This is a genomic window from Pseudomonas sp. S3E17, assembly GCF_024168685.1.
GTDB classification, from domain to species: Bacteria; Pseudomonadota; Gammaproteobacteria; order Pseudomonadales; family Pseudomonadaceae; genus Aquipseudomonas; species Aquipseudomonas marginalis.
Window position 1 is genome coordinate 3,973,493 of sequence record NZ_JALJWE010000001.1, and the last position, 26,531, is coordinate 4,000,023.

A 26,531-nucleotide genomic window follows, 5' to 3' on the forward strand; every position below is an offset into this window, starting at 1 on the left:
TGCGATGCTTGAGGTAAACTGCCGCCTCTTCTATACCTATAACGATTCGCCTGATGCCCACGACGTTTCAAGAGATTCCCCGCAAGCGCCCGTCCACGCCCCTGCTCGACCGTGCTGCCACGCCGGACGGCCTGCGTCGTCTGGGTGAAGCCGAGCTGGAAACCCTGGCCGATGAGTTGCGCCTGGAATTGCTCTACACGGTCGGCCAGACCGGTGGGCATTTCGGTGCCGGCCTGGGTGTCATCGAGCTGACCATCGCGTTGCACTACGTGTTCGACACCCCGGATGACCGGCTGGTGTGGGACGTGGGCCATCAGGCGTATCCGCACAAGATCCTCACGGGCCGCCGCGAGCGCATGGCGACTCTGCGCCAGAAGGACGGTGTTGCCGCCTTCCCGCGCCGCGCCGAAAGCGAGTACGACACCTTTGGCGTCGGCCACTCCAGCACCTCGATCAGCGCAGCGCTGGGCATGGCGATTGCCGCCCGCCTGCAAGGCAGCGACCGCAAGGCAATCGCCGTGATCGGTGATGGCGCGCTGACTGCCGGCATGGCCTTCGAAGCGCTGAACCATGCGCCGGAAGTGAACGCCAACATGCTGGTGATCCTCAACGACAACGACATGTCGATCTCGCGCAATGTCGGTGGCCTGTCCAATTACCTGGCCAAGATTCTCTCCAGCCGCACCTACGCCAGCATGCGTGAAGGCAGCAAGAAGGTGCTCTCGCGCCTGCCTGGCGCCTGGGAAATCGCCCGGCGCACCGAAGAATATGCCAAGGGCATGCTGGTCCCCGGCACGCTGTTCGAAGAGCTGGGCTGGAACTACATCGGCCCCATCGACGGCCATGACCTGCCCACGCTGATCGCCACGCTGCGCAATATGCGTGACCTCAAGGGCCCGCAGTTCCTGCATATCGTGACCAAGAAAGGCAAAGGCTTCGCGCCGGCGGAAGTCGACCCGATCGGCTACCACGCGATCACCAAGCTGGAACCCCTGGACGCCCCCGCCGCTGCGCCAAAAAAAGCCAGCGGGCCGAAGTACTCCGGTGTGTTCGGCGAATGGCTGTGTGACATGGCCGCCGTCGACCCACGCCTGGTGGGCATTACCCCGGCGATGAAGGAAGGCTCAGATCTGGTGGCGTTCAGCGAGCGTTTCCCGCTGCGCTATTTCGACGTGGCCATTGCCGAGCAGCACGCGGTGACCTTCGCCGCCGGCATGGCCTGTGAAGGCGCCAAGCCTGTCGTGGCGATCTACTCCACCTTCCTGCAGCGCGGTTATGACCAGTTGGTGCATGACGTCGCGGTGCAGAACCTCGACGTGCTATTTGCCATCGACCGCGCCGGTCTAGTCGGCGAAGACGGCCCGACTCACGCGGGCAGCTTCGACCTGTCCTACTTGCGTTGCATCCCCGGCATGCTGGTGATGACGCCGAGCGACGAAAACGAACTGCGCAAGATGCTCAGCACCGGCCACCTGTATAACGGCCCGGCCGCCGTGCGTTACCCACGGGGCAACGGCCCGAATGCGCTGATCGAGAAGGACCTGGAGCCGATCGAAATCGGCAAGGGCGTTGTGCGTCGCCAGGGCAGCAGGTCCGCGTTCCTGGTGTTTGGCGTGCAATTGGCCGAAGCGCTCAAGGTGGCCGAGAAGATCGACGCCACCGTGGTCGACATGCGCTTCGTCAAGCCGCTGGATGAAGCCCTGGTGCGCGACATCGCCGGCAGTCATGAGCTGCTGGTGACCGTCGAGGAGAACGCCATCATGGGCGGTGCCGGTGCGGCGGTCAGTGAGTTCCTGGCGCGGGAGAATATCCTCAAGTCGGTGCTGCACCTGGGCTTGCCGGATACCTACGTCGAACACGCCAAGCCGGCGCAGATGCTGGCCGAGTGCGGGCTGGATGAAGCAGGGATCGAGGCTTCGGTGCGCGAGCGCCTGGCGCTGCTGGCCCTGTAGAAACCGGGACCCAATGTGAGAGGGGCTTGCCCCTCCCACATTTGATTGGAGCCATCCTCAACGCCATGGACAGCCATGAAACACCTGTACCTTGCCCTGATGCTTCTGCCCTCCCCTGAATTGCTCGCCGACACCCGCGACAACGCCCTGAAACTCCCCGACGTCGTCATCAGCGCCAACCGCCAGGTCCAGGCACGCAACGACAGCAGCGCCGCCAACACCGTGTTCACCCGCGACGACATCGACCGCCTGCAACCCACCAGCCTCACCGACCTGCTCAGCCGTGTGCCCGGCGTACAAGTCGCGCCCTCCGGTGGCCGTGGCAGTTTGCCGGGCATCTACCTGCGGGGCACCAAGTCCGCCCAAAGCCTGGTGCTGGTAGACGGCCAGCGCATCGCCAATACGACGTCCGGCGACAGCGGCCTGCAATACCTCAACGTCGACCAGATTGAGCGAGTGGAAGTGCTGCGCGGCTCGCGCTCGGTGATCTACGGCAGCGACGCGATTGGCGGGGTGATCCAGGTATTCACCCGGCGCAATGCCGAGCAAGGCGTGCAACCGCGGGTGAAACTCGGGTTCGGCAGCCACAACACCTGGGAGCGCAGCCTTGGCCTTTCGGGTGGTGACAAACAGACGCGCTTCAACCTGGGCGCGAGCCTGGATGACACTGCCGGCATCAACTCAACCCGCCAGTCGTTCCCCAGCGACGGTGACCATGATGCTTATCGCAACCAGTCCGTGAGCCTGAACCTCAGCCACTCCTTCAGCGATGAACTGGAGGTGGGCTTCAATCTGTTGGATAACCGCGGCAAGTCGGAGTACGACAACAGCTTCGGCCACTACGACGCCGCCACCGGGCAAACCGTCGGCCAGAAACCCTACACCGACTACGCCGTGAGCAGCGCCAGCGGCTATGTCGACGCCACGCTCAATGAGCACTGGCAATCGCGCCTGGAGCTGGGCCACAGCGAGAACCGCGACACCAAGCGCGACACCCTCAGCGAGGATTTCAGTGTATTCAACACCTACCGCGACTCGGTCAACTGGCAGAACGATCTGACCCTGGATGAGCAGAACAGCCTGATCCTCGGCGGCGACTGGTACGAAGACCGCTTCCACGGCTCCACCACCTTTACCGAAAACAGCCGCTGGAACCGCGCCGCCTTTATGCAGCATCGTTTTCACAGCGAGTGGTTTTCCACCGAACTGGGCCTGCGTCACGACCAGAACCAGCAGTTCGGCAGGCAGAACAGCTGGAGCGGCACCCTGACCTTGCCGGTCAACCCCGACAATGACGTGCTGCTGAGCTACAGCGAAGGCTTCCGCGCGCCGACCTTCAACGACCTCTATTATCCGGACACGAAGTACAGCAACCCCCACCTGCAGCCCGAAACATCAAAGAGCTACGAACTGCAGTGGCGCAGCCAGTTGAGTGACAGCACGCGCCTGGAGGCCTCGCTGTACCGCACCGATTTGAGCGATGCGATCATTCTCAACCAAACCGGCAAGCCGCAGAATGTGGCGTCGGCACGCATCAACGGTGTTGAGGCGGCGCTCAAGCAGGACCTGTTCGGCTGGCAAGGTAACCTCGGGCTGTCGCTCATCGACCCCCGCGACCGCGACAGTGGCCACACCCTGGCCCGCCGGGCACGGCGTACGTTGAGCCTGGACCTCGACCGGCAATTCGACCAGATGGGCGTGGGCGCCAGTTGGCAGGCGATCAGCCACAGCTATGACAATGAAGCCAACACCCAGCGTCTGGGCGGCTATGGGTTACTCGGGCTGCGTGGCAGTTGGGCGGTGACGCGGGAGGTGGCGTTGTCGCTGAAGGTCGATAACCTGCTGGACAAGTCCTATGCACGGGCGCGCTACAGCTACAACGATCCGGCATTCGTCAACAATCAGGATTACCGTGAAGAAGGCCGGACGTGGATGTTTGGCGTGACCTGGACACCTGAAATCTGATTGTGGCCTGGACCGGCCTCAGCGGCCCGGAGCAATCACCTGACACAGCCGCGCCAGCGCTTCCAGCATCTGCCCGCTGGGCCGTTCCAGGCCTTTGTCCGGAACCAGCCGCACCCGCGCCGCCATCGCTGGCCATACCTTCCAGGCTTCCTTCTGAGCCTGATCGCCCACCAGGATCATCTCGGGATTGCGCTGCAATACCGACTCGATGCTGACCTGCGGCGCGGGCAGCTTCAGGTCGTCAAACACATTGCGCGCACCGCACACGCTCAGCGCGTCGCTGATGATCTGGCCGCCGCCCACGGTGTACAGCGGCTGGTTCCACACCTGGTAGAACACCCGCACCGGTTCGGCCCGCTGATAACGCTGGCGCAACTGCGCCAGGCGCTGGCGCAGGTGCGCAGCCAATTGCCGGCCGGCGTCGGCATGGCCCAATTGCTCGGCGATGGCCTGGACCTGGGTGGTCATTTGTTCAAGGCTATGGGGTTCGGCGACATACACCGGGATATTCAGGCGCTGCAGTTGCTCGCGCTGGGCCGGGCCGACGCTGCCGGGCCAGAGCAGGATCAGGTCGGGCTTAAGGCTGAGCAGGCGCTCCATGTCCAACTGCCCATAACGCCCAACCGACGGCACGTTCGCCAGCGCCTCTGGCCGATCACCGCCATCGAGCACGCCCACCAGCAGGTCGGCAGCACCCAGCTCAGCCACGATTTCAGAAAGTGAAGGCGCCAGACTGACGACACGTTCGACCGCCAGGCCCTGGGCACTGAATGCCAGCAGCAGAATCGCCAGCCAGCGGCGCATCATCCCAACTGACGCGGGATGCGGTAGAGGTAAAACAGCACCGTCGTCGACAGCGCCAACAGAAAAAGCGGCACCGCCTCCAGGCCGACGAATACCGCCAATGCGCCCACCCACGCCGGCACGGCCGCCACCATCAAGGCCGTGCGCCGACGCGCCGCCAGGGTGATCCAGGCAGCCGGTTCTTCAGCGGTATCGAGGGCTTTGGAGGTGGCGATCAGGGCGTGTTTATAGCCGTTGAAGTAGCGCAGGCTGAGGAACATCGACGCCACGCCGGCGATAAAGAACGGCATGGCCAGCACCGGCAACAAGGGTTCGGCCTGGCCAAACACCAGGTTGATCACGAACAGCGGGAGCAGCGCCAGGGCCAGATACTGCCACCAACTGAAGGACAGTCGCCGTTTCACCTGGCCACGGGTCACGCGCGGTCGACCTCGCCTTGATGCTCGTTGCCCATCATGTGGTCGAGCTTGCTGGCCTTGGTCGCCAGGTAGAGCTTGTTGTGCGGGTTGTGCCCGGTGTGCAGCGGTACGCGCTCGGCCACGGTGATGCCCATCTCGGTCAAGGCCTTGACCTTGCGCGGGTTGTTGGTCATCAGGCGCAGGGACTTCACGCCCAGGTGTTCCAGCATCGGCAGGCAGATCGCGTAGTCACGCTGGTCGGCGGCGAAGCCCAGGCGCTCGTTGGCCTCGACAGTATCGGCGCCGCCGTCTTGCAGCTCATAGGCGCGGATCTTGTTCAGCAGGCCAATGCCACGGCCTTCCTGACGCAAGTACAACAGCACCCCACGGCCTTCACGGGCGATGGCGCGCATCGCGGCTTCCAATTGCGAGCCGCAGTCACAGCGCTGGCTGAACAGCGCATCGCCGGTCAGGCACTCGGAGTGCACGCGACCGAGAACCGGTGCGCCATCGGCGATATCGCCGAGGCTGAGCACAACGTGCTCGCGCCCGGTGGCTTCTTCGAGAAAGCCGCTCATGGTGAACGTGGCAAAAGGGGTAGGCAGCTTGGAAGCAGCGACGAAAACGACGGGCACCGTGTGCTCCTGATTTCAGATTTCACAGAGGCGGGCATTGTAACAGCAGGTTCCTACAGACGCTTAAGCTGAATTATCGCTGATAAAGATCAATCGGTTCGATTGGCCTTCGTCCCGGTTCTATGCAGGTCAGAACGGATACGGCAGTTTCCAGCGCAGGAAAATCGGCTTCAGCTCGCCGCTTTTCACCAGGACGGCCATGCGCTGGTCAAACACGGTGCGTAATGCCCGACCACGCTCGGTATCGGCAAAACCCACGTAGAGCGGCAGGTCGATGATATGGGTGAGCCGGAACTGGGACGGGGCGTCCGCCTGACTGAGGACGTATCGGGCTTCGGTGAGCGCATCAATGTAGAAGTCGGCACGACCATGTTGCAGCATCGGCAAGATGCCATCGCGCCGCTGGATCTGATTGAAACGGCGCACATGGGGCAAATACGCCTCGTACTTGTAGCCCCGCACCCAGGCCAGGCGATAATCCCCCAGCGTCGCGGCGCTCGGTATCGGCGAGGTCGCCAGCCCAAGGGCGTAGATGGGGTCGGAATCGAAGTTCCAGTGCGGGTAGAGCACACCCTTGACTTCATCGCGGTAGGAACCGACCCAGCCATCCACTTCACCGCGCTGGGCCAGGCCGACCGAGCGGGTATAGGGCTCAATGCGGGTTTGCAAGGTGATCCCGACCGGTTCGAAGACGTGCCGCAACACATCCCAGGCCAGGCCGCTGCCGTCGGCATTGGTGTAGTCATCCCAGGCCTCGCTGGCCAGCATGACCTTGCCGGGCACCACCGGCACCTCCTGCGCCTGGGACCATGACGGAAGGGCACACAGCAGCATCAGCGCCCAGCGGCGTACATCCATGGCGATGATCTCCTGCAAATCCAGCATCCAGAACGACGTAATAGAGCGTAGCGCAGCACGCGATTCAGGGTGCCGGGCAAAAATGTTGATAGCCACGGATGGCCGGGGTGATGTCTTGCCCGAGAGCGTCAAGCAGCGTGACCCCCTGCCCCGCCTGGACCTGGCCGATAACATGCACCGGCCAACCGTCAGCCAGCAACGGCGCCAACTCGACGGGCGGCAGGGTGAACACCAGCACGTAGTCATCGCCGCCGCTCAATGCGGCGACCCGCGCCTCGTCATCACCGACAAACGCCAGCAACGCGTTGGACAGCGGCAGCTTCTGGCGCTCGATCAACAGGCTGACAGCCGAGGCCTTGGCGATATGCCCGCAATCGGCCAGAAGGCCGTCAGAAATATCCATCGCCGATGTGGCCTTGCCCCGTAGAGCCAGGCCAAGGGCCAACTGTGGCTGTGGCGACCAGTAATGGGCCAGCAGCGGGTCGGCAATCGCGGCATCGGCGCTGCGCTGCCCCAATACCAGCGGCAAGGCACCGGCGGCATTACCCAACTCGCCGCCGACACACAAGAGGTCGCCCGGCTGTGCGCCGCTGCGAGTCAACGCTTGACCGGCCGGGACACGACCAAACACGGTCAGGGTCAGGCTCAGCGGACCGCGCGTGGTGTCGCCGCCCACCAGGCCCACACCGCAGTTTTGCGCCATGGCGTTCAACCCCTGGGCATAGCGTTGCAGCCAATCGGCATCGACGGTCGGCGTAGTGAGTGCGAGGGTAAACGCGAGGGGGTGGGCGCCCATGGCGGCCAGGTCGCTGACCGCCACGGCCAGCGAGCGCTGGCCGAGCAGGAACGGGTCACAGGGGGCGGCAAAGTGCACGCCGGCCACCAAGGTATCGGTGGAAATTGCCAGTTGCTCCCCGGCGGGGAGCGCCAGCAGGGCACAGTCGTCGCCGATCCCCAGGGCAATGCCCTCGCCGCCCTGTGCGCACGGCGCGGCGGCGAAGTACTGGTGGATCAGCTCGAACTCGCCCATTCAGGACTCAAGCGCAGGTTAGCGCTTGTACGCCTTCACTTCGGCTTCACGCAGGCGCGGGGCCAGCTTGTCGAGCACGCCGTTGACGAACTTGTGACCGTCGGTCGAACCGTAGACTTTCGCCAGTTCGATGCCTTCGTTGATCACCACGCGGTACGGCACGTCAACGCGCTTGAGCAGCTCCCAGGTGGACAGGCGCAGTACGGCCAGTTCAACCGGGTCCAGCTCTTCGAGGGTCAGGTCCAGGCACGGCGTCAATGCCGCATCGATCTCGGCCAGGTTGGCCGGAACCCCGTGCAGGATGTCGTGGAAGTAGCTCTGGTCGGCAAACGTGAAGTCGTTATCGACGCGAAACTGCGCTTCGATCTCGTTCAGCGAGGTACCAGCCATGTGACGCTGGTACAGCGCCTGGGTGGCGAGCTGGCGGGCAGCACGGCGCTTTTCGCTTTTCGACGGCTTGCCGGCGTCCGCTGGACGCTCGTCGCGTGGGTTGAAGCAATCGCTCTCGTCGGAAATCACTTGGCCTCCAACTGCGACAGCAGGCTGACCATTTCCAGGGCGGATAGGGCAGCTTCAGCGCCTTTGTTGCCGGCCTTGGTGCCGGAACGCTCGATGGCTTGCTCGATGGAATCCACGGTCAGTACGCCGAACGCGACTGGCACGCCGAACTCCATGGACACCTGGGCCAGGCCCTTGGTGCATTCGCCGGCCACGTATTCGAAGTGCGGAGTACCGCCACGAATGACCGCGCCCAGGGCGATGATCGCCGCGTATTCACCCTGCTGAGCAACTTTTTGCGCAACCAGTGGAATTTCGAAGGCGCCAGGGGCGCGGATGATAGTGATGTCGCTCTCGCTCACACCGTGGCGAACCAGGGCATCCACGGCACCGCCTACCAGGCTTTCAACCACGAAGCTGTTGAAGCGGCCAACCACCAGGGCATAGCGGCCTTTGGGGGCGATGAAGGTACCTTCGATGGTCTTCAGGGTCATTCGACAAATCTCTTAAAGAGCCGGGACGCGAAAAGTGCGTCCCTCAGTGATGATTTAACCGCGAACAAGGGGCAAAAAGCGCCGGCCTTTATTCGGAGGGCACGTATTCTACAACTTCCAGATCGAATCCGGATATCGCATTAAATTTCATCGGTGCGCTCATCAAGCGCATTTTGCGCACACCGAGGTCACGCAGGATCTGCGAACCGGCGCCGACAATGCTGTAGGTGGTCGGCGTTTTCACCTGGGTCTGCTCGGCGGTTTCGCGAATATGCGCGAGCAGCACGTCGCCATCTACCGGGTTACCCAGCAGCAGCACCACACCGCTGCCGGCCTCGGACACCGCAGCCATGGCGGCGCGCAGGCTCCAGCGGCCCGGTTGCTTGACCATCAACAGGTCGCGCAACGGGTCCATGTTGTGCACGCGCACCAGGGTCGGCTCGTCGGCGCAGATGGTGCCCAGGGTCAGGGCCATGTGCACGTCGCCTTCCACCGAATCACGGTAGGTCACCAAATTGAATTGGCCCAGTTCGCTGTCCAGTGGCTGCTCGGCAATCCGCTGAACGGTACGTTCGTGGATCATCCGGTAGTGAATCAGGTCGGCAATGGTGCCGACCTTGATGTTGTGTTCGGCGGCAAAGGCTTCGAGTTCGGCACGGCGGGCCATGGTGCCGTCGTCGTTCATCACTTCGCAGATCACGCCGCTCGGCTCGAAACCGGCCATGCGCGCCAGGTCGCAGGCGGCTTCGGTGTGGCCGGCACGAGCGAGGGTGCCGCCCGGCTGGGCCATCAACGGGAAGATGTGGCCTGGGCTGACGATGTCTTCGGCCTTGGCGTCCTTGGCGGCAGCGGCTTGCACGGTGCGGGCACGGTCGGCGGCGGAAATGCCGGTGGTGACGCCGGTGGTCGCTTCAATCGATACGGTGAACTTGGTACCAAACCCTGAACCATTGCGCGGCGCCATCAACGGCAGCTTGAGCAACTCGCAGCGCTCGCGGCTCATGGGCATGCAGATCAACCCACGGGCGTGCTTGGCCATGAAGTTGATGTGCTCAGGCTTGCAGGCCTCGGCGGCCATGATGATGTCGCCTTCGTTTTCGCGGTCTTCGTCATCCATCAGGATGACCATCTTGCCTTGGCGGATGTCTTCAACCAGTTCTTCGATGCTATTGAGCGCCACAGGGCACCCCCTTGGTCAGGATTTCAGGTAGCCGTTAGCGGCCAGAAAACTTTCAGTGATGTTCCCGGCTGCAGGCTCTGCGGCCTTATCGCCCAACAGCAGGCGCTCCAGGTAACGGGCAAGCAAGTCGACTTCCAGGTTCACCCGGCGACCAGGCTGGTACGACGCCATGATGGTCTCGCTCAGGGTGTGGGGAATGATGGTCAGTTCAAATTCGGCGCCATTCACGGCGTTCACGGTCAGGCTGGTGCCGTCGACGGTGATCGAGCCTTTGTGGGCAATGTACTTGGCCAGCTCCTTGGGCGCGCGGATGCGGAATTCCACGGCGCGCGCATTTTCGCTGCGGGCCACCACTTCGCCGACGCCGTCGACGTGGCCACTGACCAGGTGGCCGCCCAGGCGAGTGGTCGGGGTCAGGGCTTTTTCCAGGTTGACCGGGCTGCCGGCCTTGAGGTCGTTCATCGCGGTGCAGTCCAGGGTTTCCCGGCTGACGTCGGCGGCAAAGCCGTTGCCCGGCAGTTCGACGACGGTCAGGCACACGCCGCTGACGGCGATGCTGTCGCCCAGCTTGACGTCGCCGAGGTCGAGCTTGCCGGTTTCAACCAGCAGGCGCACGTCGCCGCCCTTGGGGGTCATGGCGCGGATGCTGCCGATGGATTCGATAATGCCGGTGAACATGGCCTTACTCCTGGAAAACGGTGCGGGCACTTGAGCGCCCGGTCAGAATTATACGCTCGCTGCTGGCACAGGGATGGCAGTGACTCGCCAGTCGTCGCCTACAGCGCGCATTTCAGTGATCTTGAGTTGGGGCGCGTCGGCCAGCTTCTCAAGTGGCCAGTCCAGCAAAGGCCGGGCAGCGGAGCCGAGGAACTTGCCGGCGACGAAAATCACGTATTCGTCCACCAGGCCCTGCTGGGCAAACGCGCCCGCCAGGCTTGGGCCGGCCTCCACCAGTACGTCGTTTACGCCACGGGCGGCCAGCGCCACCAGCGCCGAGCGCAGGTCGACCTGGCCGTCCACGCCCGGCACCACCAGGCATTCGGGGCCACGGGGGAACTGGTTTTCCGCGGTGACGCAGGTGATGACCAACGCCGGGCCGGCCTTGAAGAACGGTGCGTTGAGCGGCACGCGCAAACGGCCGTCGATCAGCACGCGCAGCGGCGGACGCGACATAGCCAGGGCCGTGGTGGCGTCGTCCAGGCCGAGTTCGGCGGCGCGGACGGTCAGGCGTGCGCCGTCGGCCAATACGGTGTCGGCACCGGTCAGCACCACGCTGGCCTCGGCGCGCAAGCGCTGCACGGCGGCGCGGGCGGCGGGGCCGGTGATCCATTGGCTTTCGCCGCTGGCCATGGCAGTGCGGCCGTCCAAACTCATCGCCAGCTTGACCCGCACAAACGGCAGGCCATGCTCCATACGCTTGAGGAAGCCCTTATTCAGGGCCCTGGCTTCACCTTCCAGCACGCCGCTGCGCACCTCGATTCCGGCCTGGGCCAGGCGCTGCATGCCGCGCCCGGCGACTTCCGGGTTGGGGTCCTGCATCGCTGCGACCACCCGCGCCAGCCCGGCACTCACCAGCGCATCGGCGCACGGCGGGGTATGGCCGTAGTGGCTGCAGGGCTCGAGGGTTACGTACGCCGTGGCGCCGCGCGCCTTGTCACCGGCAGCCCGCAAGGCATGCACTTCCGCATGGGGCTCGCCGGTGCGCACATGCCAGCCTTCGCCGACAATCTGCCCAGCGCGGACAATCACGCAGCCCACACGCGGGTTGGGGTGGGTGGTGTACAGGCCGTTGCGCGCCAGTTCGAGGGCGCGGGCCATGTAATGGGCGTCCAGTACAGCCTGTTCAGCAGAAAGTGGGTTCATTCTTTGACCGGCTCACGGGCCAGGCGGTCGATCTCTTCGCGGAACTCGTTGAGGTCCTGGAAGCGTCGATACACCGAGGCGAAACGGATATAGGCGACTTCGTCGAGCTTTTGCAGCTCGCCCATCACCAGCTCTCCCACCACCAGGCTCTTGACCTCGCGTTCGCCGGTGGCGCGCAGCTTGTGCTTGATATGCGCCAGCGCCGCCTCCAGCCGCTCGACACTCACCGGGCGTTTTTCCAGGGCGCGCTGCATACCGGCGCGCAGTTTTTCTTCGTCGAAAGGCTGGCGGCTGCCGTCGGACTTGATCAGGCGCGGCAATACCAGTTCGGCGGTTTCGAAGGTGGTGAAACGTTCACCGCAGCCAGAGGCCAGGCATTCGCGCCGGCGACGCACTTGATCGCCCTCGGCGACCAGACGCGAGTCAATGACCTTGGTGTCGTTGGCACCGCAGAAGGGACAGTGCATGGTGGCAGGCAACAAAAAAAGGGAGGGCCATGGTAGCGCATCCCTGTGGCAAGACAAGCCATAGCCTTTACGGTATATAGGCAGGCCTATATGTTTCTTATATTTCAAGCCACGGATTTTGTCCTTTTCTGGAGCCGTACATGCAGTTACGACCACTTGTTTTGCTCACCGTGTTCAGTGTCCTGGTCGCCTGCAGCAGCGAAGCCCCCAAGCCGGCCGCCCCTCAACCGACGCCCGCACAAGAGAAAAAAGTCCCCGGCATTGAAGACCTCGGTCCCCTGCCCGCCTATCAACGCGAAATCAGCGGCAGCCTCACCAACGTACCGGCCGGCGCCGAAGTCGAGATGGCGCTGCTGGTGATCGATGACCGTTCGCGCCCGCAACAACTGTTGGCGAGCAGCGTCTTGACCGGCAACGGCAAGCCCCTGGCCTTCCGCCTGCGCTATAACCCCGAGGCGTTCCCAGTCGGTGCGCGGGTTGAATTGCGTGGCCGTGCCAGCCAATCCGGCCAGTTGATCCTGCACCTGCCTGCCGTACGCATCACCCAGGCGATCACCCAGACCACCGGCCCCCTGGAACTCGTCAAGGCACCATGATGCCGCCGCTGGACTTGCAGCGCGCCCTGAGCGCGCTGATCGGCGACGCCCAACTGGTGCCCTGCCCGCTGCCAGGTACCGCGCTTTCATTGTGGCTGCTGGATGCGGACAACATGGACCGCGCCTTCAGCCCCGAGGAAACCCGACGCATCCTGCATGAACCGCCCTACTGGAGTTTTTGCTGGGCCAGCGGTTTGGCGCTGGCGCGGTATCTGGCGGCGAACCCGCAATGGGTGAAAGGTAAGCGTGTGCTGGATTTCGGCGCGGGCTCCGGTGTGGCCGGGATTGCGGCGGTCAAAGCCGGCGCGCTGGAAGTGGTGGCCTGCGACCTGGACCCGCTGGCGTTAGCGTCCTGCCGAGCGAATGCCGAACTCAACGGTGTGGAACTGAGTTACTCGGCGGACTTTTTCGCCGAAGCCGATCGCTTCGACCTGATCCTGGTCGCCGACGTGCTCTACGACCGCGCCAACCTGCCGTTGCTCGACCACTTCCTCAGCCGAGGCCGCGAAGCGCTGGTGGCGGACTCGCGCGTGCGGGACTTCCAGCACCCGGCTTATCAACGGCTGGAGATACTCGATGCACTGACGTTGCCGGACCTGGCCGAGCCTTGGGAGTTTCGTAAGGTGAGCCTGTACCATTCGCGGCGCCAGCCCTTATAGTTGCCCCATTCCCGCTTTATTCGAGACGCCCCATGAGTGAACCCACGCCGTACATCTTCGACGTCACCAGCGCCAATTTCGACCAGGCCGTGATCCAGAATTCCTTCGAAAAACCCGTGCTCGTGGATTTCTGGGCCGAGTGGTGCGCGCCGTGCAAGGCGTTAATGCCCATGCTGGCGCAGATCGCCGAGAGCTATCAGGGTGAGCTGCTGCTGGCCAAGGTCGATTGCGAGGCGGAGCAGGACATCGTCGCGCGCTTTGGCATTCAAAGCCTGCCGACGGTGGTGCTGTTCAAGGATGGCCAGCCGGTGGATGGGTTTGCCGGGGCGCAGCCGGAGTCGGCGGTGCGGGCGATGCTGGAGCCTCACGTGAAGATGCCACCACCGGCGGCGGCTGACCCACTGGAGCAGGCCCAGGCGCTGTTTGCCGATGGCCGCATCAGCGACGCCGAGGCCGTGCTGGTGGCGCTGCTGGGTGAAGACAACAGCAACGCCGCCGCGTTGATTCTGTACGCCCGTTGCCTGGCCGAACGCGGTGAGTTGGGTGAAGCCCAAACCGTGCTCGATGCGGTGAAGAGCGATGACCACAAAGCAGCGCTCGCCGGCGCCAAGGCGCAAATCACCTTCCTGCGCCAGGCCGCCGACCTGCCGGACGCCGCCGAGTTGAAAAGCCGCCTGGCGCAAAACCCGCAGGATGACGAAGCCGCCTATCAACTGGCCATCCAGCAGCTGGCGCGCCAGCAGTACGACGCGGCGCTGGAAGGCTTGCTCAAGCTGTTTATCCGCAACCGCAGCTACAGCGAAGGCCTGCCGCACAAGACCTTGCTGCAGGTGTTCGAGCTGTTGGGCAATGATCACCCGCTGGTGACCGTGTACCGCCGCAAGTTGTTTGCCGCGCTGTACTAATCGCGCTGTAGGAGCGAGCTTGCTCGCGAAAAACTCAAGGGCGCCGCGGTCATCCAGAATGCCCGCGTTATCGTTAACGACCTTCGCGAGCAAGCTCGCTCCTACAAGGGTTCGATCCAGGTATACAGCGGCGTATCCCCGCCGCTGGCCACCTTGACCTTGGTGCTATGGCGCAGGCGCACCAACAGGCGCTTGCCCGCCGCGGCATCCCCCGCCAAACCTTCCAGTCGATCAAGCAGTTCCAGGCCGCTGAGTTGCCCGGCGTTGCGCAACAGGTCCTGGGCGTTCTGCCACAGATCATCGTTCGGCTTGACCGGCGCTGCCGGCGCGGCGGTCGCGCTTGCCACTGGCGTTGCCTGCAACTGCGCGCCGAGTCGCGCCCAATCGCCGTCGTCCAGCTCCAGGGTCAAGTCCACCGGCAGGTCGCCGATGGTTCCACGAATTCGCAACATCGTCCTTCCTCCTGCATTTTTTCTGACGAGCATGCTCCCATGCGGCTTGCGCAACGCCAAGCGGGCGGTCAAACTCTTAGCACTATTGTTATAAGATCACATAACAAAACTTTCATCTCCTGGAGCTTTCCCATGCGCCGTCTGTTGCTTGCTTTGCCGTTTGCCCTGTTGCCACTCGCCATCGCTCACGCCGCTGACGAGCATGACCACGATCACGAACACGGCAGCCTCGGCGCCCACGAACATGGCGTCGGCCGCCTTAACGCGGTACTCGACGGCCAGGCCCTGGAGCTTGAACTGGACAGCCCGGCGATGAACCTGGTGGGCTTCGAACACCTCGCCACCACTGCTGCCGACAAAGCCAAGGTCGCCGCTGCACGCAAACAGCTGGAGAACCCACTGGCGCTGTTCAACCTGCCCAAGGCCGCCGGTTGCGTGATCAGCTCCCAGGAACTCAACAGCCCGCTGTTCGGCGACAAACCGGAAGCCGACCACGACGACGACGATGATGACCACGACGCCAAAGACGGCGCCCACGAGCATCATCACGATCACAGTGAAATCCACGCCCACTACCAATTCACCTGTGCTACGCCGACCGCCCTGGGCAACCTGGACCTGACCCAGGTGTTCAAGACCTTCCCCGCCACCCAGAAAATTCAGGTACAACTGATCGGCCCGAGCGGCCAGCAAGGTGTTGAAGCGACCGCCACCGCAGCCACCCTGAAGTTCTGAGTGCCCATGACCCACCCATTGATCGAACTGTCTGACCTGGGCTTCAACTGGCCCGGTCACCCACAGCTGCTGGACATCCCCGCGTTCCGCCTGGAAGCGGGGGAAACCCTGTTTCTGAAGGGGCCGAGCGGCAGTGGCAAAACCACCTTGCTCGGCCTGCTCGGCGGTGTGCAAAAGCCCAGCCAGGGCAGCATCCGCCTGCTCGGCCAGGAGCTGACCGAACTCTCGGCCGGCGCCCGGGACCGCTTTCGTGTTGACCACACCGGCTATATCTTCCAGCAGTTCAACCTGCTGCCGTTCCTGTCGGTGCGCGAGAACGTCGAGTTGCCCTGCCACTTTTCCAAGCTGCGCGCGCAACGGGCAAAGCAGCGCCACGGCAGTGTCGACACAGCCGCCGCCACATTGCTGGCGCACCTGGGCCTGAAGGATAAGGACTTGCTGGAGCGCCGCGCCGACTCGCTGTCCATCGGCCAACAGCAACGGGTGGCCGCCGCCCGTGCGCTGATCGGCCAACCGGAGTTGGTGATCGCCGACGAGCCCACCTCGGCCCTGGACTACGACGCCCGCGAAGCCTTCATTCAACTGCTGTTCGCCGAATGCCGCGAAGCCGGCGCCAGCCTGTTGTTTGTCAGCCATGACCAGAGCCTGGCGCCGCTGTTCGACCGCAACCTGTCGCTGGCCGAACTCAATCGCACCGCCACGCCCGCAGAGGTTTGAGATGTATCTGTTTCGTCTAGCCATGGCCAGCCTGGCTAACCGCCGCTTTACCGCGATCCTCACCGCCTTCGCCATCGCCCTGTCGGTGTGCCTGCTGCTGGCGGTGGAGCGCGTGCGCGTTGAGGCGCGCAACAGTTTCGCCAGCACCATCAGCGGCACCGACCTGATCGTCGGCGCGCGCTCCGGTTCGGTCAACCTGCTGCTGTACTCGGTGTTCCGCATCGGCAACGCCACCAACAACATTCGGTGGGACAGCTACGAGCACTTCGCCGCCAGCCCCCAGGTGAAATGGGCGATCCCGATTTCCCTCGGCGACTCCCACCGCGGCTACCGCGTCATGGGCACCAACGAATCCTACTTCGAGCACTACCAGTACGGGCGCAAGCAAAACCTGGAGCTGGCCAGCGGCCGCGCCTTCGCCACCGACCCCTTCGAAGTAGTACTCGGCGCCGAAGTCGCCGATGCCCTGCACTACAAGCTCGGTGACAAGCTGGTGCTGGCCCACGGCGTGGCGGTGGTCAGCCTGGTCAAGCACGATGACAAGCCATTCACCGTGGTTGGCATCCTCAAGCGCACCGGTACGCCGGTGGACCGCACGCTGCATATCAGCCTCGGCGGCATGGAAGCGATCCATATCGACTGGCACAACGGCGTACCGGCCCAGGGCAAAGGCCGCATCAGTGCCGACCAGGCGCGCAACATGGACCTCACCCCGCAAGCCATCACGGCCTTTATGCTCGGCCTGAACAACAAGATTTCCACCTTCGCCCTGCAGCGGGAGATCAACGAATTCCGTGGCGAACCGATGCTGGCGATCCTGCCCGGCGTGGCGCTGCAAGAGCTGTGGAGCATGATGGGCACCGCCGAAAAAGCCTTGTTCGTGATCTCGCTGTTCGTGGTGCTGACCGGTTTGATCGGCATGCTCACGGCGATCCTAACCAGCCTCAACGAACGCCGCCGCGAAATGGCGATCCTGCGCTCGGTGGGCGCGCGGCCGTGGCATATCGCAACCTTGCTGATTTTCGAAGCCTTCGCCCTTGCCCTGTCCGGCGTGATCGCAGGCGTGGGCTTGCTGTATGTGTGCATCGCCGCATCGCGCGGGTATTTGCAGGCCAATTACGGCCTCGACCTGCCGATGTCGTGGCCCAGCGAATATGAATGGACCCTGCTCGCCGGTATCCTGGCTGCAGCGCTATTGATGGGCAGCGTGCCCGCGTGGCGCGCCTACCGACAATCCCTGGCCGATGGCCTGTCCATACGTTTATGAGGAAGGCTTCGATGCGTCGCGCTCTGTTTGCGTTATTGCTGCTGGTGGCCGTGCCCGCCTGGGCAGAGGACCAGCCCAAGGACTTGTCCTGGCAGGAGATGATCCCGCCGGACGCGCCGCCGGAAATCCCCAACATGAAACCGCTGCACAACCTGTCGAACATGGCCGATGCCTTGTCCGTCGAAGCGGCACCAGCGGCCAAGCAGGATCTGCCCAATGCGCCGGTGGTGCAGAGCCTCGATGGCCAGCACATCCGCCTGCCCGGGTATATCGTGCCGCTGGAAGTCAGTGAAGAAGGGCGCACCACCGAGTTCCTGCTGGTGCCGTATTTCGGCGCGTGCATCCATGTGCCGCCACCGCCATCGAACCAGATCGTGCACGTGAAAAGCGAACTCGGCGTGAAGCTCGATGAGCTCTACCAGCCGTACTGGATCGAGGGGGCGATGCAGGTCAAACCGTCCACCAGTGAACTGGCCGACGCCGGCTACCAGATGGATGCCGAGAAAATTTATATCTACGAACTGCCGGAATAACGCTGATCGCCCTTTCATTGAGCTGAGTCAAAAGACCGGACGGAACGATCTTTACCATTGGACGTACAACTTCTAAACGTCCTCTGGAGCTCCCATGAACAAGTCTCTGCTCGGCGCGTCCCTCTTCGCCCTCGCACTCGCCGCCCCTGCCGTCCACGCTCACGAAGCGGGCGACATTCTGATTCGTGCCGGTGCAATCACCGTGAACCCGAAGGCAGACAGCAGCACCGTCAAAGTTGACCAGGGCCCACTGGCCGGCGCCAACCTGGGCGGCAAGGCGACCATGAGCAGCGACACCCAGCTGGGCCTGAACTTCGCCTACATGCTCACCAGCCATGTCGGTATCGAACTGCTGGCGGCCACGCCGTTCGAGCATGACGTGAAGATCAAGGGCACCGCCCTCGGCGCCGCCAACGGCAAGCTCGGTACGCTGAAACACCTGCCACCGACCCTGAGCGTCGTGTACTACCCGCTGGACAATAAATCCCCGTTCCAACCGTACGTAGGCGCCGGTATCAACTACACCTGGATCTACGACGAACACGTCGGCAGCCGCGCCTCCGAAGCCGGCTTCAGCAACTTCAAGGCCGAGAACTCCTGGGGCTGGGCTGCGCAGATCGGCGCGGACTACATGATCAACGACAAGTGGATGATCAACGCCCAGGCGCGCTACATCGACATCAGCACCAAGGCCACCGTGGAAAACAACGCCGTGGCGCCTGGCACCCGTGCCAAGGTCAATGTGGACGTTGACCCGATGGTTTACATGGTGGGTATCGGCTACAAGTTCTAAGCAACACTGCATAACCAATGTGGGAGGGGGGTTGCTGTGGTGAGGGACAAGTCCCCATCACCACAGCAACCCCCCTCCCACATTTTGCTTTGTGTCGTGTCAGCTATGGCGGTAGAACCGGTCCAGCAATGCCGGTAACCCCGCTCGCCACGCCCGCGGCTTGATGCCGAAGGTGTGGAGGATTTTCTTGCAGGCCAGCACCGCATGCTGCGGTTCGTCTGCCGCATCCGGCCGTGCCGCGTGGGCCTGGGCGGTAGGCGCTTCGATGGCCAGCGCATGGTAGCTGCGCGCTTCGGTGAGGATCGCCTGGCCCAGCGCCAGCGGCGTGGTCGCCTCATGCCCGGCGTAGTGGTAAGTGCCCCACAGCGGCGCCGCGCAATCGAGTTGCTTGAGCACCGAGATGATCACCCGTGCGGCATCGTCCACCGGCGTCGGGTTGCCGCGGCGGTCGTCGGCCATCAACAACTCATCCGGTTTCTCGGCCCGAGCCAGGAAGCGCCCGAGGGTGCCGTCGACGCTGTCATCCAGCAGCCAGCCAAAACGCAACAGCACATGTTGCGGACACGTCGCGCGCACGCTCTGCTCGATCCGCCACAACGCCTGGCCGCGCAGGCCCAGGGGCACCGGCTCGTCCTTTTCGCTGTAGGCGGTGGCGCGGGAGCCATCGAACACGCGGTAGCTGGACGGTTGCAGCAGGGTAATGTTGTGGTGCTGGCACAGTTCGGCCAGGCGCTCGATGGCGAACTCCTGGGCGGCCAGGCGGGTTTCGCTGACGGCTTCGGCCTGGAACCAGTCGAAATAGTAGGCGAGGTTGATCAACGCATCGGGACGGGTGTCGTCGAGCAATTGGGTGAGGCTTGCGGCATCCCAGCCGTCTTGGGGCGGTTTGGGTGCGAGGAAACCAATGTCTTCCTCTGCACCGAGGCGAATCAGCGCCTGCCCGAGGGCATTCCCGCCGCCCAGTAACATAAGGCGCATTCGCATAGATTGAGCAGGCCCGGTCTGTTTGGAACGATGGTTATGGTCGGCAAGCCCGTGAGGCGTGCCGTAGGTTTATTCCAGAATCGTTGCATTTTGCGGGTTTGTAGCGCAACCGTCACGGATAAAGTGCGGGGTTGCAACTTGTTGGAGTGGGCTGCATAACTTAGGCATGAACCTTCCTGAATCAACCGACACGGTCTTGAACGGCTTCCACCCCGCCGTCAGCACCTGGTTCCGCCACACCTTCCCTTCGGTGACCAGGGCCCAGGCCCAGGCGTGGCCGCTGATCCGCCAGCGCCGCTCGACGCTGATCGCAGCGCCCACCGGCTCCGGCAAGACGCTGACGGCCTTCCTCGCGGTGCTCGATGACCTGGTTCACCAGGGCCTGGCCAACGGCGGGCAACTGCCGGACGAGACGCTGGTGGTGTATGTGTCGCCGCTCAAGGCGCTGTCCAATGACATCCAGATCAACCTGCAAACCCCGCTGGCCGGGATCACCGAGCATTTGCAGCGCCTGGGCCTGCCGCCGCTGGCGATCCGCACCGCCGTGCGCACCGGCGATACCCCGCAGAAAGACCGCGCACAGATGCGCAAGCGCCCGCCGCATATCCTCGTGACCACGCCGGAATCGCTCTACGTGCTGCTGGGCTCGGACTCCGGCCGGCAGATGCTGGCCAGCACGCGCACGGTGATCGTCGATGAAATCCACGCCATCGCCGCCAGCAAACGCGGCAGCCACCTGGCCTTGAGCCTGGAGCGCCTGCAAGGCTTGTGTGCCGAGCCACTGACCCGCATCGGTCTGTCGGCCACGCAAAAGCCTATCGAGGCGGTGTCGCGCTTTCTGGTGGGCACCGACCGGGCGTGCGACATCGTCGACATCGGCCATGCCCGCCCCCGTGACCTGGATATTGAAGTGCCCCCGGTGCCGCTGTCGGCGGTGATGGCCAACGATGTCTGGGAGCTGGTCTACGACCGCCTCGCTGCACTGGCCCGTGAGCACCGCACCACACTGATCTTCGTCAACACCCGGCGCCTGGCCGAACGCCTGGCCCGGCACCTGAGCGAGCGCCTGGGCAAGAGCGCCGTGGCCGCCCACCACGGCAGCCTGGCCAAGGAGATGCGCCTGGATGCCGAGCAACGGCTCAAGGCCGGCGAGTTGCAAGTGCTGATCGCCACCGCGTCACTGGAGCTGGGGATTGATATCGGCGATGTCGATTTGGTGTGCCAGATCGGTTCACCGGGCTCCATCAACGGTTTTCTGCAACGGGTGGGCCGCTCCGGGCATCAGGTCGGCGGCACGCCCAAGGGGCGCCTGTTCGCCACCACCCGCGACGATCTGATCGAATGCGCCGCCCTGCTCGATTGTGTGCGGCGGGGCGAACTGGACACCTTGCAGATCCCGGTGGCGCCCCTGGACGTGCTGGCCCAGCAGATCATCGCCGAGGTCAGTGCCCAGGAGTGGCCGGAGCAGGCCCTGCTCGACCTGATCCACCGCGCCGCGCCCTACGCCGCCCTGGATGAACGCCACTACCAGGCGCTGCTGCAGATGCTCGCCGACGGCTACAACGGGCGCCAGGGTATCCGCAGCGCGTACCTGCACCGCGATGCCCTGACCCGCACCCTGCGCGGCCGCCGTGGCGCCAGGCTGACCGCCGTGACCAGCGGCGGCACCATCCCCGACAACGCCGATTACAGTGTGTTGCTCGAACCCCAGAGCCTGAACATCGGCAGCGTCAACGAAGACTTCGCGGTGGAAAGTATCGCCGGGGATATCTTCCAGCTCGGTAATACGTCCTACAGGATCTTGCGGGTCGAAGCCGGCAAAGTGCGGGTCGAAGACGCCCATGGCCAGCCGCCGACCATTCCGTTCTGGCTCGGCGAAGCGCCGGGGCGCAGCAATGAGTTATCCGCCGCGGTCGCACGTTTGCAGGGGCAACTCGACACCCTGCTCAGCGCCAGCCCCGGCGACCTGCAACCGGCGCAAGACTGGCTCACCGGCACCCTTGGCCTGAACCGCGCCAGCGCCGAACAGATCCTCGACTACCTGGCCCGCGCGCGCCTGGCCCTCGGCGCGTTGCCGTCCCGGGACACGTTGATCATGGAGCGGTTTTTCGACGAATCCGGCGGCACCCAGTTGATCATCCACACGCCGTTCGGCAGCCGCATCAACCGCGCCTGGGGCCTGGCCTTGCGCAAGCGTTTTTGCCGCACCTTCAACTTTGAGCTGCAAGCGGCAGCCAGTGAAAATGCGATCGTGCTGTCGCTGTCCACCAGCCACAGTTTCGAGCTGGATGAGGTGTGGCGTTACCTCAACAGCAACAGTGCTGAACACCTGCTGATCCAGGCGGTGCTGGATGCGCCGCTGTTCGGCGTGCGCTGGCGCTGGAACGCCGGCGTGGCCCTGGCGCTGCCGCGCTTTACCGGCGGGCGCAAAGTGGCGCCGCAGCTGCAGCGTATGAAGAGCGAAGACCTGATTGCCAGTGTGTTCCCTGACCAGATCGCCTGCCTGGAAAACCTCGCCGGCGAACGCGAAGTGCCCGAGCACCCGCTGGTGGAGCAAACCCTCGATGACTGCCTGCACGAAGCCATGGACAGCGACGCCTGGCTTGCCCTGCTGCGGCGCATGGAGCGCGGCGAAGTGCGCTTGATCAGCCGCGACCTGCCGGCGCCCTCGCCCATGGCCGCCGAGATCCTCAGCGCGCGCCCCTACACCTTTCTCGACGATGCACCGCTGGAAGAACGCCGCACCCAGGCCGTGCTCAACCGCCGTTGGAGCGACCCGCAGAGCACCGACGACCTGGGCGCACTGGATGCGGACGCCATCGCCGGCGTGCGCGAAGAGGCCTGGCCGGCGCCCCATGGCGTGGATGAAATGCATGAGGCGCTGATGAGCCTGGCGTGCATCGCCAGCCACGAAGTCACGGCGCAATGGGCCGAGTGGCTGAACGCCTTGGCCAAGGCTGGCCGCGCCTTTCAGTTGTCCAATGGCCTGTGGGTCGCGGTGGAGCGCCTGGGGTGTTTGCAGGCGATCTACCCCAACAACTTGCCGTTGCTCCCCGGCTTCGATGAGCCCTGGACCTTTGACGACGTGCTGGTGGAGGTGCTGCGTGCGCGCCTGGGTGGCTTCGGCCCGCAGAGCATTATCGAGATCGCCGCGCCACTGACCTTGCCGGTGGCCGACATCACCCAGGCGCTGGCCCGCCTGGAGCAGGAAGGCTACGTGCTGCGCGGTCACTTCAGCCCCGGCGCACTCGAGGAACAATGGTGCGAACGACATCTGCTTGTACGCATTCATCGCTACACGGTCAAGCGCCTGCGCCGGGAAATCGAGCCGGTGGCACTGCAGGATTTCATGCGCTTCCTGTTCGATTGGCAGCACCTATCCGACAGCACGCGGGGCCAGAGCAGCGCCATGCTGCCGCAGATTGTCGGCCAGTTCGAAGGCTACGCCGCCGCCACATCGGCATGGGACAGTGACCTGCTCAGTGCACGGCTCAAGGATTACTCATCGACCTGGCTCGACGAGCTGTGCCGCAGCGGCAAGCTGGTGTGGACGCGCTTGAGCAACAAGTCCGGCGCCATGGCCCTGCGCAGTACGCCGGTGGTGCTATTGCCGCGCAGCCAGGTGGCATTGTGGAGCGGGCTCACCGAACCCACCGACAGCACGACGCTGTCGCCCAAGGCGCAGAAAGTCCACCTGGCCTTGCGCGAACACGGCGCGCTGTTTTTCGATGAGCTGGTGCACGAAGCCCATCTGCTGCGCAGCGAACTGGAAAGCGCGTTGCAGGAACTGGTCGGCGCCGGCCTGGTGAATGCCGACAGTTTTGCCGGGTTGCGCGCACTGACCACCCCGGCCAGCAAGCGCCAGGCGCGCAGCAGTCGGCGCGGGCGTGGGGCGTTCATCGGCGGCATGGACGATGCCGGGCGCTGGGCGCTGATTCGCCGCCCATCGACCGCCGTCGGCCCGTACTCGGCCGAAACCCTGGAACATGTGGCGATGACCTTGCTGCGCCGTTATGGCGTGGTGTTCTGGCGTTTGCTGGAGCGCGAGGCCGATTGGTTGCCGAGTTGGCGCGAACTGCTACGCACATTCCATCGGCTGGAGGCCCGGGGTGAGATTCGCGGCGGGCGGTTTGTCAGCGGGCTGGCGGGTGAGCAGTTTGCGTTGCCCGAAGCGATCCCGTTGCTGCGCGAAGTGCGGCGCAGGCCCCATGACGGGAGTTTGATCGCCGTGTGCGGGGCTGACCCGCTGAACCTGGTGGGCACACTGTTGCCGGGCAGCAAGGTGCCGGCGGTGAGTGGGAATCGAATTGTGTATCGGGATGGGTTGCCGGCGGCGGTGATGGTCGCCGGCAAGCAGCAGCTGTTGCTGGAGGTGGATCAGCAGGCGGTGCAGGAGAAGTTGATCAGGCATTGAATTTGAGGGCCTCATTGAGGCCTGGGCTGCTCCGACAACACCACCGACGCCGGCACCTCTTCGTCCGGCTCATCCACCTGGGATGTACGCTTGGGCAACAGCACCTGCTGTGGATAAGTCTGCGCGAAGTGCACCTCATCGCAGTTATCCACAAGCTTTTTCAAACGCTGGTTGAACGCACGGCTCACCGCGTATTGCCCACCGGACACGGTACGAAACTGCGCCGTGAGCACCACGCCATTAAGGTCCATCTTGTCGACGCCAAACACCTCCAGCGGCCCTTGCAGGTTGTACTTGAGGAACACATCGTCGCGAATCGACTGCCCGGCCTCGCGGATCAGTTCCACGGCCTTGTCCACATCGGTGTCGTAGGTGAACTGCACCGAGAAGAACGCATAGGCAAATTGCCGCGACTGGTTGGTGACCGCCTTGATCTGCCCGAACGGCACCGAATGCACGAACCCCTTGCCGTCGCGCAGGCGCAGGGTGCGGATGGTCAGGCCTTCGACGGTGCCGGCGTGGCCGGAGTCGAGCACCACCCAGTCGCCGATGGACAAGGTGTCTTCGATGATGATGAACAGGCCGGTGATCACGTCCTGCACCAATTGCTGGGAGCCGAAACCAATCGCCAGGCCGACCACACCGGCCCCCGCCAGCAACGGCGCGACGTTGATGCCCAGGTTGGCCATGGTGGTGATTGCGCAGATCACCACCAGGATGATTTTGATCGCATTGCGCAGCAGCGGCAGGATGGTCTTCACCCTTGTGCTGGGCTGGCGATTGGAGCGTTTGTTCACCGGCGGTTTCAGCGCTTCCTGGATCGCCGTGTCGAGTACGACCCAGAACAACCAGGTCATCAACAGGATCAGGCCGATGCTGCTGAGGGAGTCGCTGATCGCACGGCCTACCGAGTTGCGCTGGGCAAATTCGAACAGCGATACGCCCCAGATGCGCCCGAGGATTTCGATAAAGGCGATGGCCATGACGATACGCAGGATCGCATGCAAGAGGCTGAGGAAACGCTCCTTATAGGCACTGCTGCGCTGGATCGCCACTTGGCTGCGGGACTTGAACAGGTGTTGCAGCACCGTGCTCAGGAAGACCGTGCCGATCAACAGAATCGTGGTGAACAGCGCGCAGCGCAGGGCTTTCTGGTTGTCGTCTCCGGCGCCGATCAGGTTGATCGCCGAGACCAGCACCATCAACAGGATCGGCCAGTACCAAAGGCCGGAAAATACCCGCAGCGACTGCTGCAACGCCGGGTGTTTCAGGCGCTGGGCCAGCGGTCGATTACGAATCAGGTGGGCCACCGGGCGGCGCAGGCGCACCACCAGCACGCCAAAGATCACCGCCGCGAACAGGCCGGTAAACACCGCGATACTGCTGGTGATATTGCCGCCGAGCTGGCGGGCGATCTGCGGACTGGTCAGGGCGTCGCTGAGGGCGGCGAGGAAGCCGATCAGGAACAGCGGCTTGGGGCAGTAGTCGCGAATGATCTGCACCGCCGGCCGCTTATGGCCGACGTTGAACATCACAATCACGCACAGCAGCATCGACGTGGAGAAGATGCCGCTGCTGGTCGCATAGGCAAAGCACAGCGCCAGGGCGCGGCCTATGGACGTGGGCAGGAAGTGACTGACATAGAGCGTCAGCGGCAGGCAGATCAGCGCCGGGATCGTGTAGGGCACCACATAACCCAGTACGCCTTGCAGGCGCCTGCGGCGTTCGACGAACTGGCGCCGGTTCAAGCGCCGCACGATAAAGCGCCCCAGCAACGTCAACAGCGCGAAGGCGCCAATCCACACACTGGACAGCAGCAGGAAGTCGCCGGCCACGCTCCACGGCGAACGCTCCGACGTCTGGTCAACCAACCGGCCGACTTCATCCGCCGCGCGGTCCGCGCGCAGGCGCCAGGCATCAACAAGGTTCTGATTGAGGTCGAGCTTGTTCTGCACATCATCGATGCTGGAACTGATGGCACCGAGCAATCCACCCTCCACCAGCAACTCCGGTTTGGCCGGTGCCTCGGGCTCCGGCGCGGTGGCCGCGGCGTACAGTGCGCCGCTGCCGCAGAACAGCAGCGCGCCGAGCAGTAATGCAGTCTTTAGATTCAGCAAAACACCGGGCTCCTTCAGAAGGGTCTGTAAGGAACTGACGGATTTGAGCACTGATCGTTCCCCTGTTTCAGCATCTTTGCCGCTTGGCAACTATCAAATGCGGCCTGCATGCCGGGGTGAGGCGTGGTGGCCCTTTGCACAGTTTTGAACCTGCACCGTCTGTAGGACGGTGGAAACTTTCGCGCAAATTGCACGGTCATCCCAAAACGGAGGTC

At 63.8% G+C, this 26,531-nt stretch carries 25 protein-coding genes; 11 read left to right on the top strand and 14 right to left on the bottom strand.

Going from position 1 to position 26,531, the window contains the following annotated elements; translation table 11 throughout:
• Nucleotides 1-53: 53 nt before the first annotated feature.
• Complete coding sequence (gene dxs / locus J3D60_RS17800) at nt 54-1,952, top strand: 1-deoxy-D-xylulose-5-phosphate synthase (RefSeq protein WP_253492202.1); 1,899 nt, start codon at nt 54-56, stop codon at nt 1,950-1,952.
• Nucleotides 1,953-2,027: 75 nt separating this feature from the next.
• Nucleotides 2,028-3,917 (top strand): TonB-dependent receptor, encoded by a 1,890-nt coding sequence (locus J3D60_RS17805; RefSeq protein ID WP_253492204.1) that lies wholly within the window; start codon nt 2,028-2,030, stop codon nt 3,915-3,917.
• Between the two features lie 18 nt (nt 3,918-3,935).
• Here J3D60_RS17805 and J3D60_RS17810 read toward each other — a convergent pair whose 3' ends face one another.
• The 11 genes from J3D60_RS17810 to nrdR form a co-directional block, all read right to left on the bottom strand.
• The gene (locus J3D60_RS17810; RefSeq protein ID WP_253492207.1) at nt 3,936-4,724 is read right to left on the bottom strand and encodes a cobalamin-binding protein; all 789 of its coding nucleotides are present in this window, start codon (nt 4,722-4,724) and stop codon (nt 3,936-3,938) included.
• Complete coding sequence (locus J3D60_RS17815; RefSeq protein WP_027605198.1) at nt 4,721-5,140, bottom strand: hypothetical protein; 420 nt, start codon at nt 5,138-5,140, stop codon at nt 4,721-4,723. The genes J3D60_RS17810 and J3D60_RS17815 overlap by 4 nt, the downstream gene beginning before the upstream one ends.
• Nucleotides 5,137-5,754, bottom strand: coding sequence for a GTP cyclohydrolase II (ribA, locus tag J3D60_RS17820; RefSeq protein ID WP_065924905.1), 618 nt, complete (start codon nt 5,752-5,754; stop codon nt 5,137-5,139). The genes J3D60_RS17815 and ribA overlap by 4 nt, the downstream gene beginning before the upstream one ends.
• A 129-nt stretch (nt 5,755-5,883) precedes the next feature.
• On the bottom strand, nt 5,884-6,612 hold the full coding sequence (locus J3D60_RS17825; RefSeq protein WP_253492209.1) for an ABC transporter substrate-binding protein: 729 nt from the start codon (nt 6,610-6,612) through the stop codon (nt 5,884-5,886).
• A 64-nt stretch (nt 6,613-6,676) separates the two neighbouring features.
• Nucleotides 6,677-7,642 carry a thiamine-phosphate kinase gene (gene thiL / locus J3D60_RS17830; protein ID WP_253492211.1) on the bottom strand — a complete coding sequence of 322 codons (966 nt, stop codon included), beginning with the start codon at nt 7,640-7,642 and terminating at the stop codon, nt 6,677-6,679.
• Between the two features lie 18 nt (nt 7,643-7,660).
• Nucleotides 7,661-8,161: a transcription antitermination factor NusB gene (gene nusB / locus J3D60_RS17835; protein ID WP_027605194.1), complete on the bottom strand. Its 501-nt coding sequence runs from the start codon at nt 8,159-8,161 to the stop codon at nt 7,661-7,663.
• Nucleotides 8,158-8,634: a 6,7-dimethyl-8-ribityllumazine synthase gene (ribE, locus tag J3D60_RS17840; protein WP_065942242.1), complete on the bottom strand. Its 477-nt coding sequence runs from the start codon at nt 8,632-8,634 to the stop codon at nt 8,158-8,160. Before ribE ends, nusB begins: the two co-directional genes overlap by 4 nt.
• Before the next feature lie 88 nt (nt 8,635-8,722).
• Nucleotides 8,723-9,814 carry a bifunctional 3,4-dihydroxy-2-butanone-4-phosphate synthase/GTP cyclohydrolase II gene (gene ribBA / locus J3D60_RS17845; RefSeq protein WP_003176357.1) on the bottom strand — a complete coding sequence of 364 codons (1,092 nt, stop codon included), beginning with the start codon at nt 9,812-9,814 and terminating at the stop codon, nt 8,723-8,725.
• A gap of 15 nt (nt 9,815-9,829) precedes the next feature.
• The gene (locus tag J3D60_RS17850; RefSeq protein ID WP_027605192.1) at nt 9,830-10,492 is read right to left on the bottom strand and encodes a riboflavin synthase; all 663 of its coding nucleotides are present in this window, start codon (nt 10,490-10,492) and stop codon (nt 9,830-9,832) included.
• A gap of 48 nt (nt 10,493-10,540) precedes the next feature.
• The gene (gene ribD, locus J3D60_RS17855) at nt 10,541-11,677 is read right to left on the bottom strand and encodes a bifunctional diaminohydroxyphosphoribosylaminopyrimidine deaminase/5-amino-6-(5-phosphoribosylamino)uracil reductase RibD (protein ID WP_065942243.1); all 1,137 of its coding nucleotides are present in this window, start codon (nt 11,675-11,677) and stop codon (nt 10,541-10,543) included.
• Entirely contained in the window at nt 11,674-12,144 is a 471-nt protein-coding gene (gene nrdR / locus J3D60_RS17860; protein ID WP_027605190.1) for a transcriptional regulator NrdR, read from the bottom strand. Before nrdR ends, ribD begins: the two co-directional genes overlap by 4 nt.
• A gap of 140 nt (nt 12,145-12,284) precedes the next feature.
• On the opposite strand from nrdR, the gene J3D60_RS17865 reads away from it, so the two are divergent.
• Genes J3D60_RS17865 through trxA form a run of 3 tightly spaced genes read left to right on the top strand, consistent with a single transcriptional unit; the run spans nt 12,285 to nt 14,304 of the window.
• On the top strand, nt 12,285-12,740 hold the full coding sequence (locus tag J3D60_RS17865; protein WP_253492213.1) for a YbaY family lipoprotein: 456 nt from the start codon (nt 12,285-12,287) through the stop codon (nt 12,738-12,740).
• Nucleotides 12,737-13,399 (top strand): methyltransferase, encoded by a 663-nt coding sequence (locus tag J3D60_RS17870; protein WP_253492215.1) that lies wholly within the window; start codon nt 12,737-12,739, stop codon nt 13,397-13,399. The genes J3D60_RS17865 and J3D60_RS17870 overlap by 4 nt, the downstream gene beginning before the upstream one ends.
• A gap of 32 nt (nt 13,400-13,431) precedes the next feature.
• Nucleotides 13,432-14,304, top strand: a complete 873-nt coding sequence (gene trxA / locus J3D60_RS17875) for a thioredoxin (protein ID WP_253492217.1) — start codon at nt 13,432-13,434, stop codon at nt 14,302-14,304.
• Between the two features lie 101 nt (nt 14,305-14,405).
• Here the strand turns inward: trxA and J3D60_RS17880 are convergent, their stop codons facing one another.
• On the bottom strand, nt 14,406-14,756 hold the full coding sequence (locus tag J3D60_RS17880; RefSeq protein ID WP_253492220.1) for a hypothetical protein: 351 nt from the start codon (nt 14,754-14,756) through the stop codon (nt 14,406-14,408).
• Nucleotides 14,757-14,888: 132 nt separating this feature from the next.
• Between J3D60_RS17880 and J3D60_RS17885 the strand changes: the two genes are divergently transcribed.
• From J3D60_RS17885 to J3D60_RS17905, 5 genes are all read left to right on the top strand, one after another.
• The gene (locus J3D60_RS17885; protein ID WP_253492222.1) at nt 14,889-15,491 is read left to right on the top strand and encodes a DUF2796 domain-containing protein; all 603 of its coding nucleotides are present in this window, start codon (nt 14,889-14,891) and stop codon (nt 15,489-15,491) included.
• Nucleotides 15,492-15,497: 6 nt separating this feature from the next.
• Nucleotides 15,498-16,208: an ABC transporter ATP-binding protein gene (locus J3D60_RS17890; RefSeq protein ID WP_253492225.1), complete on the top strand. Its 711-nt coding sequence runs from the start codon at nt 15,498-15,500 to the stop codon at nt 16,206-16,208.
• Between the two features lies 1 nt (nt 16,209).
• Nucleotides 16,210-17,475 carry an ABC transporter permease gene (locus tag J3D60_RS17895; protein ID WP_027605183.1) on the top strand — a complete coding sequence of 422 codons (1,266 nt, stop codon included), beginning with the start codon at nt 16,210-16,212 and terminating at the stop codon, nt 17,473-17,475.
• An 11-nt stretch (nt 17,476-17,486) separates the two neighbouring features.
• Complete coding sequence (locus tag J3D60_RS17900) at nt 17,487-18,008, top strand: DUF3299 domain-containing protein (protein ID WP_253492228.1); 522 nt, start codon at nt 17,487-17,489, stop codon at nt 18,006-18,008.
• Nucleotides 18,009-18,102: 94 nt separating this feature from the next.
• Nucleotides 18,103-18,801, top strand: a complete 699-nt coding sequence (locus J3D60_RS17905; protein ID WP_027605181.1) for an OmpW family protein — start codon at nt 18,103-18,105, stop codon at nt 18,799-18,801.
• Nucleotides 18,802-18,900: 99 nt separating this feature from the next.
• On the opposite strand, the gene J3D60_RS17910 is transcribed toward J3D60_RS17905, so the two are convergent.
• Complete coding sequence (locus tag J3D60_RS17910) at nt 18,901-19,785, bottom strand: sugar nucleotide-binding protein (RefSeq protein WP_027605180.1); 885 nt, start codon at nt 19,783-19,785, stop codon at nt 18,901-18,903.
• A 166-nt stretch (nt 19,786-19,951) separates the two neighbouring features.
• Between J3D60_RS17910 and J3D60_RS17915 the strand changes: the two genes are divergently transcribed.
• Nucleotides 19,952-24,199, top strand: a complete 4,248-nt coding sequence (locus tag J3D60_RS17915; protein ID WP_253492230.1) for a DEAD/DEAH box helicase — start codon at nt 19,952-19,954, stop codon at nt 24,197-24,199.
• Nucleotides 24,200-24,210: 11 nt separating this feature from the next.
• Here the strand turns inward: J3D60_RS17915 and J3D60_RS17920 are convergent, their stop codons facing one another.
• Nucleotides 24,211-26,316, bottom strand: coding sequence for a mechanosensitive ion channel family protein (locus J3D60_RS17920; RefSeq protein ID WP_253492232.1), 2,106 nt, complete (start codon nt 26,314-26,316; stop codon nt 24,211-24,213).
• Between the last annotated feature and the right edge of the window lie 215 nt (nt 26,317-26,531).

What these genes read in the sequence shown, in the direction of transcription:
- dxs (WP_253492202.1), top strand. Translation starts at nt 54, where the DNA reads ATGCCCACGACGTTTCAAGAGATTCCCCGCAAGCGCCCGTCCACGCCC.
- J3D60_RS17805 (WP_253492204.1), top strand. Translation starts at nt 2,028, where the DNA reads ATGAAACACCTGTACCTTGCCCTGATGCTTCTGCCCTCCCCTGAATTG.
- J3D60_RS17810 (WP_253492207.1), bottom strand. Translation starts at nt 4,724, where the DNA reads ATGATGCGCCGCTGGCTGGCGATTCTGCTGCTGGCATTCAGTGCCCAG.
- J3D60_RS17825 (WP_253492209.1), bottom strand. Translation starts at nt 6,612, where the DNA reads ATGGATGTACGCCGCTGGGCGCTGATGCTGCTGTGTGCCCTTCCGTCA.
- thiL (WP_253492211.1), bottom strand. Translation starts at nt 7,642, where the DNA reads ATGGGCGAGTTCGAGCTGATCCACCAGTACTTCGCCGCCGCGCCGTGC.
- ribE (WP_065942242.1), bottom strand. Translation starts at nt 8,634, where the DNA reads ATGACCCTGAAGACCATCGAAGGTACCTTCATCGCCCCCAAAGGCCGC.
- J3D60_RS17850 (WP_027605192.1), bottom strand. Translation starts at nt 10,492, where the DNA reads ATGTTCACCGGCATTATCGAATCCATCGGCAGCATCCGCGCCATGACC.
- ribD (WP_065942243.1), bottom strand. Translation starts at nt 11,677, where the DNA reads ATGAACCCACTTTCTGCTGAACAGGCTGTACTGGACGCCCATTACATG.
- nrdR (WP_027605190.1), bottom strand. Translation starts at nt 12,144, where the DNA reads ATGCACTGTCCCTTCTGCGGTGCCAACGACACCAAGGTCATTGACTCG.
- J3D60_RS17865 (WP_253492213.1), top strand. Translation starts at nt 12,285, where the DNA reads ATGCAGTTACGACCACTTGTTTTGCTCACCGTGTTCAGTGTCCTGGTC.
- J3D60_RS17870 (WP_253492215.1), top strand. Translation starts at nt 12,737, where the DNA reads ATGATGCCGCCGCTGGACTTGCAGCGCGCCCTGAGCGCGCTGATCGGC.
- trxA (WP_253492217.1), top strand. Translation starts at nt 13,432, where the DNA reads ATGAGTGAACCCACGCCGTACATCTTCGACGTCACCAGCGCCAATTTC.
- J3D60_RS17880 (WP_253492220.1), bottom strand. Translation starts at nt 14,756, where the DNA reads ATGTTGCGAATTCGTGGAACCATCGGCGACCTGCCGGTGGACTTGACC.
- J3D60_RS17885 (WP_253492222.1), top strand. Translation starts at nt 14,889, where the DNA reads ATGCGCCGTCTGTTGCTTGCTTTGCCGTTTGCCCTGTTGCCACTCGCC.
- J3D60_RS17890 (WP_253492225.1), top strand. Translation starts at nt 15,498, where the DNA reads ATGACCCACCCATTGATCGAACTGTCTGACCTGGGCTTCAACTGGCCC.
- J3D60_RS17895 (WP_027605183.1), top strand. Translation starts at nt 16,210, where the DNA reads ATGTATCTGTTTCGTCTAGCCATGGCCAGCCTGGCTAACCGCCGCTTT.
- J3D60_RS17900 (WP_253492228.1), top strand. Translation starts at nt 17,487, where the DNA reads ATGCGTCGCGCTCTGTTTGCGTTATTGCTGCTGGTGGCCGTGCCCGCC.
- J3D60_RS17905 (WP_027605181.1), top strand. Translation starts at nt 18,103, where the DNA reads ATGAACAAGTCTCTGCTCGGCGCGTCCCTCTTCGCCCTCGCACTCGCC.
- J3D60_RS17910 (WP_027605180.1), bottom strand. Translation starts at nt 19,785, where the DNA reads ATGCGAATGCGCCTTATGTTACTGGGCGGCGGGAATGCCCTCGGGCAG.
- J3D60_RS17915 (WP_253492230.1), top strand. Translation starts at nt 19,952, where the DNA reads ATGAACCTTCCTGAATCAACCGACACGGTCTTGAACGGCTTCCACCCC.